This is a genomic window from Streptomyces anatolicus (assembly GCF_019400875.1).
GTDB lineage: Bacteria > Actinomycetota > Actinomycetes > Streptomycetales > Streptomycetaceae > Streptomyces > Streptomyces anatolicus.
This window is the reverse complement of record NZ_WMBF01000260.1, coordinates 1-8754: the sequence shown is the minus strand read 5'-3', so window position 1 is coordinate 8754 and position 8754 is coordinate 1. Positions and strand designations below refer to the sequence as shown.

At 72.5% G+C, this 8754-nt stretch carries 8 protein-coding genes; 6 read left to right on the top strand and 2 right to left on the bottom strand.

Translation table 11 applies throughout. The annotated features are described in order from the left end of the window. Positions 1-36: 36 nt before the first annotated feature. The gene (locus GKQ77_RS21290; protein ID WP_219690524.1) at positions 37-903 is read right to left on the bottom strand and encodes an alpha/beta fold hydrolase; all 867 of its coding nucleotides are present in this window, start codon (positions 901-903) and stop codon (positions 37-39) included. Between the two features lie 251 nt (positions 904-1154). On the opposite strand from GKQ77_RS21290, the gene GKQ77_RS21285 reads away from it, so the two are divergent. The 4 genes from GKQ77_RS21285 to GKQ77_RS21270 all read left to right on the top strand — a co-directional run bounded on the left by GKQ77_RS21285 (position 1155) and on the right by GKQ77_RS21270 (position 4713). Then, positions 1155-1625, top strand: coding sequence for a hypothetical protein (locus GKQ77_RS21285; protein WP_219690523.1), 471 nt, complete (start codon positions 1155-1157; stop codon positions 1623-1625). Between the two features lie 147 nt (positions 1626-1772). Next, positions 1773-2801: a glutamine synthetase gene (gene glnII / locus GKQ77_RS21280; protein WP_219690522.1), complete on the top strand. Its 1029-nt coding sequence runs from the start codon at positions 1773-1775 to the stop codon at positions 2799-2801. Between the two features lie 294 nt (positions 2802-3095). Then, positions 3096-3653 carry a winged helix-turn-helix domain-containing protein gene (locus GKQ77_RS21275; protein WP_219690521.1) on the top strand — a complete coding sequence of 186 codons (558 nt, stop codon included), beginning with the start codon at positions 3096-3098 and terminating at the stop codon, positions 3651-3653. 70 nt (positions 3654-3723) lie between these two features. Next, positions 3724-4713, top strand: coding sequence for an NAD-dependent epimerase/dehydratase family protein (locus GKQ77_RS21270; RefSeq protein ID WP_219690520.1), 990 nt, complete (start codon positions 3724-3726; stop codon positions 4711-4713). A gap of 57 nt (positions 4714-4770) precedes the next feature. On the opposite strand, the gene GKQ77_RS21265 is transcribed toward GKQ77_RS21270, so the two are convergent. Then, positions 4771-6984, bottom strand: a complete 2214-nt coding sequence (locus GKQ77_RS21265) for an MMPL family transporter (protein WP_219690519.1) — start codon at positions 6982-6984, stop codon at positions 4771-4773. Between the two features lie 220 nt (positions 6985-7204). On the opposite strand from GKQ77_RS21265, the gene GKQ77_RS21260 reads away from it, so the two are divergent. Together GKQ77_RS21260 and GKQ77_RS21255 are read left to right on the top strand one after the other, a co-directional pair. Further along, the gene (locus GKQ77_RS21260) at positions 7205-8485 is read left to right on the top strand and encodes a sensor histidine kinase (protein WP_219690518.1); all 1281 of its coding nucleotides are present in this window, start codon (positions 7205-7207) and stop codon (positions 8483-8485) included. Next, on the top strand, positions 8470-8754 hold a 285-nt coding region (locus tag GKQ77_RS21255), incomplete at its 3' end, for a response regulator (RefSeq protein ID WP_219690517.1). The genes GKQ77_RS21260 and GKQ77_RS21255, both read left to right, overlap by 16 nt.

The following is an 8754-nucleotide window of genomic DNA, read 5'->3' as shown; positions in this document are numbered from 1 at the left end:
CCCCCGTCCCCCCGCTGCCGCTGACGTCGCGGCCGACTACGGCGCCGGTGGCGACGCCAGGAACTCCGTCACCGCCCGGTCCAGCTCCGCGGGCCGCGCATGCGGGAGCGCGTGGTGCGAGACGTCCGGCAGGGTCGCCACCGTCACGTCGGGGAGCAGGGCGCGGGCCCGGGCGGCGACCTTGCGGATGTCGTGGGCGCGGCTGCGGGCCGCCAGGAGGAGCAGCACCGGAAGACGCAGCTCGCGCAGGGAGGCCGGGGCCGGGCGCGGGCCCGTGACCGGCCTGGCGGAGGGGAAGGCGGCCGCGCGCTCCTGGAGGGCGAGCCAGTCGGCGTCGAGCGGGGCGCCGCGGGTCTCCCAGGCGAGGAAGGCGCGCGTGACCTTGCCCGAGGGGCGCAGCAGTGTCGGCAGGGCGCGCAGCAGATAGCCGGGGCGGAAGCCCGCGAAACACTGGGTGGGGTCGAGGAGGACCAGGCGCCGTACGCGGCCGGGGGCGCGCAGCGCGTAGTGGAGGGCGATCCAGGCCCCGTACGAGTGTCCTGCGAGGTCGGCCGCCGGTATCCCCAGGCCGTCGAGCAGGGCGTCGAGCCAGGCCGTCAGGTCGGCCACGGTCCTGATCGGCCGCCGCTCCTCTCGGCCGCTGCGCCCGGGTTCCCCGATCAGGTCGACGGCGAACACCCGGCGCGTACGGGAGAGTTCGGCGGCGTTCACGAACCAGCTGACTCCCGTCGCCCCGCCGCCGGGCAGCAGCACGAGCGGAACGCCGTCACCGGCGCCATCGGAGCCGTGGACGGTGACGTGCGTGTCCCCGAAGGGCGTGGGGACGGTCCGGGTCGTGGTCCCCTCGGGCCACTTGGCGAGGAGCGCGTCGTACGCCGCCTGGAACGCGTCCGTGTCAGCCATGGGATCGGGTCTCCTCCGCCTCTGCGCCCGGCCAGCGGTCAACGGGCAACGGGCAACGGGCAACGGGCAACGGCACGCACCCTACCGGCGCACCCGCCCGGGGCGCCGGGCACCGGGCGCCTGGCGGGAGCGAGCCCTCGCCCGTCGACCGATGGGAGAACTCCGGCAAACCGTTACATAACCGTACGCAGCCAAGGGCACCAGACGGGCTGCCGCCCGGACGAGGGTTCCGGGGCGGGGAGAGGAGCGCCGTGCGGAGCTGGCTGTTCGGAGGCGTATACGGAACCGTCCTCGCGAGCGCGCTGCTGGCCGCGCTGCACTCGGGGGACGCCGTCTACACGCCCCTCTACGACGCGGCCTGGATCATGGTGACCGCGGGCACGGCCGGCCTCGCGCACGGCTACGCCCACCACATGTGCACCCACCGGCCGGGCGCGGGCATCCACCGCTGGCGCCAGCTGGGCCTGGCGCTCGTCGACGAGTGGCCGGTCATCGTCGCCTGCTGGCCCACGGTGGCCCTGCTGCTGCTCGCCGGAGCCTTCGGCTGGCCCGAGCCGCCCGTCACCTGCGCCGGGCTGCTCCTGAACGCCGCGCTCCTCTTCGGCTGGGGCACCTTCGCCGCGCTGCGGGTCGGCTACCGGCGGCGCTCGGCGGTCCTGATCGGCGGCGCGGACGCGGCGATCGGCCTGGTCATCGCCGCCGCGAACGCGGTCATCAAGTGATGTGGGCCACTCCTGACGCAGGTAACACGGGGTTCACACAAGAGCAACGGCCGGGAAATCGCCGGTTGCCAGGCTGCCGCTCATCACCACGGCACCGCAGCACCCGCACGTTCTGCGCCGTACCGAGCGTCTAAGGATGAGGCACCCGTGACCTTCAAGGCTGAGTACATCTGGATCGACGGCACCGCGCCGACGGCGAAGCTCCGTTCGAAGACGAAGATCCTCGGGGAGGACGCGAAGGGCGCCGAGCTGCCGCTCTGGGGCTTCGACGGGTCCAGCACGAACCAGGCCAAGGGTCACGCCTCCGACCGCGTCCTCAAGCCGGTCTTCACCTGCCCGGACCCGATCCGCGGCGGCGACGACGTACTCGTCCTGTGCGAGGTCCTCAACACGGACATGACGCCGCACGAGTCCAACACCCGCGCCGAACTGGCCGAGGTCGAGGCCCGCTTCGCCGCGCAGGAGCCGATCTTCGGCATCGAGCAGGAGTACACCTTCTTCGAGGGCGACCGCCCGCTCGGCTTCCCCGTCGGCGGCTTCCCCGCCGCGCAGGGCGGCTACTACTGCGGCGTCGGCTCGGACGAGATCTTCGGCCGTGACGTCGTCGAGGCGCACCTGGAGAACTGCCTCAAGGCGGGCCTCGGCATCTCCGGCATCAACGCCGAGGTCATGCCGGGCCAGTGGGAGTTCCAGGTCGGCCCGCTCGCCCCGCTGGAGGTCTCCGACCAGCTGTGGGTGGCCCGCTGGCTGCTCTACCGCACCGCCGAGGACTTCAAGGTCTCCGCGACCCTCGACCCCAAGCCGGTCAAGGGCGACTGGAACGGCGCGGGCGCGCACACCAACTTCTCCACGAAGGCGATGCGCGAGGGTTACGACGCGATCATCACCGCCTGCGAGTCGCTGGGCGAGGGCTCCAAGCCGATGGACCACGTCAAGAACTACGGCGCCGGCATCGACGACCGCCTCACCGGCCTGCACGAGACCGCCCCGTGGAACGAGTACAGCTACGGCGTCTCCGACCGCGGCGCCTCGGTCCGCATCCCGTGGCAGGTCGAGGTGGACCGCAAGGGCTACATCGAGGACCGCCGCCCGAACGCGAACGTCGACCCGTACGTGGTGACGCGCCTCCTCGTCGACACGTGCTGCGCCGCCCTGGAGAAGGCCGGCCAGGTCTGATCCGCCGTGCACGCCTTCGACGACGGCGCCCGCCGATACCGGTGGGCGCCGTCGTCGTCATCTGATTCAATGGGGGGCATGGGCAGCCACCAGAACACCTCGACCGGTCGTGACGACCTCGAGCCTTTCTGGCCCTCCCGTCAGCATCACGACTTCGACCGGGTGTGTTGCCGCGCGACGAACGCGCGGGCCTTCTAAAGCCGTTCACCCCGGCCTTCGCCTGACGCGCACGACGTAACGACGTACGTCTCGTTCTCGACGACTCCTTTCTTCGCGCGAAAGAGCTGACCTGCCATGGCTAACTCCCGTACTTTCACTGCCGCTGCCGCTGCCGCTGCCGCCCCCGCGACCGCCTCCGCCCCCGCCGCCCGGGGGCGCCTGCGGGCCGTCGCCCCGGACGAGGTGGCGCACATCCCCGACTTCCTGCCGCCGGGCACCACTTGGCTGCCCGCGCCCCAGCACGCCCTGCCGACTCTGCCGGGCCAGCCGCCGATGGTCGGCTACCTCGTCCTCGTACCGGCCGCGGCGCAGGAGCCGGCCGAGCCCCGGCCGCCGGTCACCGGGCCGGTCAGCGTCGACCCCGTGCGGCGCTCCGCCGAGGTCGACGGGCGGCCCCTTGACCTCACGTATCTGGAGTTCGAACTCCTCGCGCACCTCGTCGCGCACCCCCACCGGGTGCACACCCGGGACCAGTTGGTGACCACGGTGTGGGGGTACGGCCACGTGGGCGACGGCCGCACCGTGGACGTCCATGTCGCGCGGCTGCGGCGCAAGCTCGGCGCCGAGCACCGCAGGGCGATCCAGACCGTGCGGCGGGTGGGCTACAAGTACGCGCCGCCGGTCTCCCGCTGAGCGGGGTTCGCTCTCTGCTGGGAGCAGAAGTCGTTCCCCTGCCCCCTCCCACCAGGGCAGAGTCACCCTCATGAGACTTCTGATGCTGGGTGGTACCGAGTTCGTGGGCCGCGCCGTCACCGAGGCCGCGCTGGTCCGCGACTGGGAGGTGACCGTCTTCCACCGCGGCCGGCACGCGGCGCCCGAGGGGACCCGGGTCATCCACGGCGACCGTACGGAGGAAGGCGGCCTCGCGGGGCTCGGCGAGGGCGAGTGGGACGTGGTGGTCGACACCTGGTCGGGCGCGCCGCATGTCGTACGGGACTCGGCGCGGCTGCTCGCCGGGCGCGCGGGGCGGTATGTGTACGTGTCGAGCGGTTCCGTGTACCGCTACCCGGGCGAGGCCGGGTCCGACGAGAGCTTCCCCGTGGTGGACGGTGACCTCGACGCGGAGGCGACGGCGTACGCGGAGGACAAGCGGGGCGGCGAGCTGGCGGCGATCGACGCGTTCGGCGCCGAGCGGACGATCCTCGCGCGGGCAGGGCTGATCCTCGGCCCGTACGAGAACATCGGCCGGCTGCCGTGGTGGCTGAACCGGATGGCGCGGGGCGGGCCGGTGCTGGCCCCCGGCCCCCGGGACCTGGAGATCCAGTACGTCGACGTGCGGGACCTCGCGGAGTGGGTCCTCGACGCGGCCGCCGCGCAGCTGCACGGGCCGTACAACCTGGTCAGCCCCATGGGCCGGTTCACGATGGGCGAGCTGCTCGACGCGTGCGCGCAGGTCGCCGGGGGCCCTGGCCTCGAGCTGCGCTGGACGGCTCCCGAAGTGGTGCTGGAGGCGGGCATCGAGCAGTGGATGGAGCTGCCGGTCTGGCTGGCACCCGGTGAGCTGCACGACACGATGCACCGGACCTCGTCGGAGAAGGCGATCGCCGCGGGGCTCAAGGCGAGGCCCGTCGCCGAGACGGTGCGCGGCACATGGGAATGGCTCCAGTCCATCGGCGGGACCCCGCCGCGGCGGCCCGACCGGCCGGTGGTCGGCCTCGCCCCCGACAAGGAGGCGAAGGCGCTCGGCCTGTAGTGGGCGCGTGGCCCCCTGTGCGGTCACTCCGCACAGGGGGCCGTCGTCACGGCCGCGTCAACGCCTGCTCGCCACCGGGGAGTTGTGGCGCCCGGTCCGAAGCGGGGCGGTCGGCCCCGCCTCCTCGTGGGAGACCCGCGGGAGCCACGAAAGCCAGCGCGGCGTACGCCAGTTGCGCTCCCCCAGCAGCGCCATCACCGACGGCAGCAGGACCATGCGGACCACCGTGGCGTCGAGCAGGACCGCCACGCCGAGGCCCACGCCCATCTGCTGCATGTCCTGCATCGACAGCGTGCCGAAGACCGCGAAGACCGCCACCATGATCACGGCCGCGCCCGTCACCGCTCCCGCCGTGCGGGTGACGCCCTCGCGGATCGCCGCGCGGTTGTCCATGCCCCGCTCCCGGGACTCGCTGATCCGGGAGACCACGAACACGTGGTAGTCCATCGACAGGCCGAAGAGGACGACGAGGACGAAGAGCGGCATCCAGTTCTCGATCGCGCCGACCTGCTCCGAGCCGATCAGCTCCGCGCCCCAGCCGTGCTGGAAGACGGCGGTCATGACGCCGTACGCGGCGCCCACGGAGAGCAGGTTGAGGGCGATCGACGTCACCGCGATCACCACCGAGCGGAAGCTGAGGAGCATCAGCAGGAACGTCACCGCGGCGATGAAGGCGAAGACGGGGACGATGCCCCTGCCGAGCTGGTCGCTGAAGTCCTCCGACGAGGCCAGGTCGCCGCCCACGTACGCCGTCGCGGCCACGCCCTCGAAGGCGGCGGGGACCGTGTCGTCGCGCAGTTCGCCGAGCGCCTTCTTCGCCTCGGCGCCGGTGCCGTCGCCCGGCAGCGGCACCTCGATCTCGGCGACGTCCGCCGCCTTGTGGACGGTGAGTTCGGCACCGTCGCCCGCCTGCTTCGTCAGGGTGTCGAGGGCGTCGCGCACCTTCGGGGCGCCGATGTCGTCCGCCTCGACGACCACGCGGGCCGGGGCGGGGCCGCCGGGGAACTCCTCGGTGATCTTCTTGTAGGCGATGGAGAGCGGGGCGTCGGAGCCGAACTGCTTCTCCAGGCCGAGCTGTTCGGTCTTCATGCCGAGCGCGGGCGCGGCGAGCGCGAGGAGCAGCACCGTCGCGCCGACGGCGAAGAACTTGGGGCGTGCGAGGACGGGCCGCAGCAGCCTGCTGGCGACAGCACCACCCGAGGACGCGGTACCGCCTCCGGCACGCGTGCCGCCCCTCTTGGCGCGGCGGTTCAGGAACGGGACGCGGCCCGCGTCGATCCGGTCGCCGAGCCCGGCGAGCAGCGCAGGAAGGACCGTGACGGAGCCGAGCATCGCCACGCACACCACCAGGATCGTGGCGACCGCGAAGCCCTTGAAGAGGAGCAGCCCGGACAGGAACATGCCCGCCATCGCGACCATCACCGTAAGGCCCGAGACGAGGACGGCCCGCCCGCTGGTGGCGGCGGCGATCCGCAGCGCGGTGTCCGCGTCGTGTCCGGCCGCCCGCTCGTCCCGCTCGCGGCGCAGATAGAACAGGCAGTAGTCGACGCCGACCGCGAGGCCCATCAGGAACATCACGGAGTACGTCGTCTCGAACAGATGCAGCTGATGGCTTGCGAGGGAGAGCAGTCCGAACGCCGCCACGCACGCCGTGAGCGCGAGGCCGACCGGCAGCAGCGCCGCGACCACCGCGCCGAAGGCGACGAGGAGGATGCCGAGGGCGAGCGGCACCGCGGTGAACTCGGCCCGTTTCAGGTCGTCGGCGAGCAGGTCGGAGAGGTGTTTCTCGGAGCTGGCCTCGCCGAACTGATGGATCGCGATGCCGTGCGCCGCGCCCGCCTCCTTCGCCTCGGCGACGGTGTCGAGCACCGGCTCGACGCGGTCGGCCGCCTCGTCCGATGGGCCCTTGATCTCGAAGCGGAGCAGCGCGTCCTTGCCGTCCTCGGAGCGCAGCGGCTCCTGGAGGCGGGTCACGTCACCGGTCGCCGTCAGCGCCTTCGACAGGTCGGCCGCCACCTCGCGCCAGCCGTCGGGCGTCCGGGCGGTGACCATGACGAGTTCGCCCGCGGGCTCGTCGATGCCGGCGTCCTTGAGGATCCCGGCGGCCCGGCCCGAGTCGCCGACGCCCATCTCGTCGTCGGTCGCGGTGACCGTGCCGCTGGCCCCGCCGAGGACCGTGGCGAGCACCACCAGGGCCAGCCAGCCGAGCACGGCCGTTCTGCGGTGGTGTGCGCTCCACACCCCAAGTCGTGCCGCGAGGTTTCGCCTCATGGCGCTTCCCCCCATCAGTCTGCGCAAGTAAGCGTCGGATAAGACGTGCCTCACGCTAGGAAGCGGCGCCTTCGCGCCCCAGCCGCCGAGGCCCCCTCCGCGGGAAGCGCAGGGCGAGGTCAGGGGGTGTCGTCAGGTACACCCCGGCCCGGGTGGCGGGCCCCGTGACCTGGGCACGTGGCACAGGCGAGACTGGGCGACGCCGTAGCCGCCGAGAGGGATGGATGCCATGACGAGAGTGAAGGACGCAGTGATCGCGGGGGCCCGGGGCCTCTATCTGGCGATCGTCTCGTTGGTGGGGTCGATCGTCCTGTTCGTGTTCTCGGTCGTCTCGCTCGCGTTCCTGCTGCTCGGGATCGGCTTCCTCACCACCCCGGCCGTCCTCATGGGCGTACGCAAGTACGCCGACGCCCACCGCGCGCGGGCCGCCGAGTGGTCCGGCGTCCAGATCCCGTCGCCCTACCGCCCCTTTCCCGCCGGGACGCGGTCGGGCCTGACCGGGCAGGTGGAGCGCTGCTCGCTGATGCTGAAGGACCCGGCGACCTGGCGCGACCTCCAGTGGCTCCTGGTGAACATGACCGCGGGCTTCATCCTCGCGATCCTCCCCCCGGCGCTGCCGCTCTACATGCTGTACGGCTGGGTGCTCGCGCTCGGCGTGTGGAAGCCCATCCACGAGGCGGGCGGCGGCGAGTGGTTCGCCTGGATCCACGTCACCTCGCAGTCCACCGCGAACCAGGCCGCGGCGCTCGGCGTGGGCTTCTTCCTGCTCGGCGTGGTCGTCAACACCTCCCTCGTACGCTCCCACTTCCTCCTCGCCCGTACGTTCCTGGCGCCCACCCCGGCCATGCGGGAGCGCCAACTGGCGCAGCGCGTCGACCGGTTGACCGAGACCCGGCACGACGCCGTGGACAACTCCGCCGCCGAGCTGCGCCGCATCGAGCGCGATCTGCACGACGGGGCGCAGGCCCGTCTGGTCGCCATGGGCATGGACCTCGGCACCATCGAGGCGCTGATCGAGACGGATCCGGCCAGGGCCAAGCAGCTGCTCGCCAAGGCGCGGCAGGACTCCGGCGAGGCGCTGACCGAGCTGCGTGACCTGGTGCGCGGCATCCACCCGCCGGTCCTCGCCGAGCGGGGCCTCGGGGACGCGGTGAAGGCCCTCGCGCTGCGGCTGCCGGTCCCCACGGAGGTCGATGTGGAGCTGGCGGGCCGGGTCGAGGCGCCGGTGGAGTCGGCGGCGTACTTCGCGGTGAGCGAGTCGCTGACGAACGCCATCAAGCACGCGGGGGCCGAGCGGATCTGGGTGGACGTGCACCACGCCGACGGCATGCTGCGCATCGCGGTCACCGACAACGGCAAGGGCGGCGCCGCTCTCGGGGCGGGCTCCGGGCTGAGCGGGATCGAACGCCGACTCGGTACATTCGACGGCGTACTGGCCGTCAGCAGCCCCGCGGGCGGTCCGACCATGGTGACCATGGAGATCCCTTGCGCGTTGTCCTAGCCGAAGACCTCTTCCTGCTCCGCGACGGCCTGGTGCGGATGCTGGAGGCGTTCGACTTCGAGATCGCGGCGGCCGTGGAGAGCGGGCCCGAACTCACCAAGGCCCTCGCTGAGCTGCGGCCGGACGTCGCCGTCGTCGACGTCCGGCTCCCGCCGTCCCACACCGACGAGGGCCTGCAGTGCGCGCTGGCCGCCCGCCGGGCCAGGCCGGGGCTGCCGGTGCTCGTCCTGTCGCAGCATGTGGAGCAGTTGTACGCGCGTGAACTCCTC

Bases quoted from the DNA above. Each gene is read 5' to 3' on its own strand.
- GKQ77_RS21290 (WP_219690524.1), bottom strand. From the start codon at position 903: ATGGCTGACACGGACGCGTTCCAGGCGGCGTACGACGCGCTCCTCGCC.
- GKQ77_RS21275 (WP_219690521.1), top strand. From the start codon at position 3,096: ATGGCTAACTCCCGTACTTTCACTGCCGCTGCCGCTGCCGCTGCCGCC.
- GKQ77_RS21270 (WP_219690520.1), top strand. From the start codon at position 3,724: ATGAGACTTCTGATGCTGGGTGGTACCGAGTTCGTGGGCCGCGCCGTC.
- GKQ77_RS21265 (WP_219690519.1), bottom strand. From the start codon at position 6,984: ATGAGGCGAAACCTCGCGGCACGACTTGGGGTGTGGAGCGCACACCAC.
- GKQ77_RS21260 (WP_219690518.1), top strand. From the start codon at position 7,205: ATGGATGCCATGACGAGAGTGAAGGACGCAGTGATCGCGGGGGCCCGG.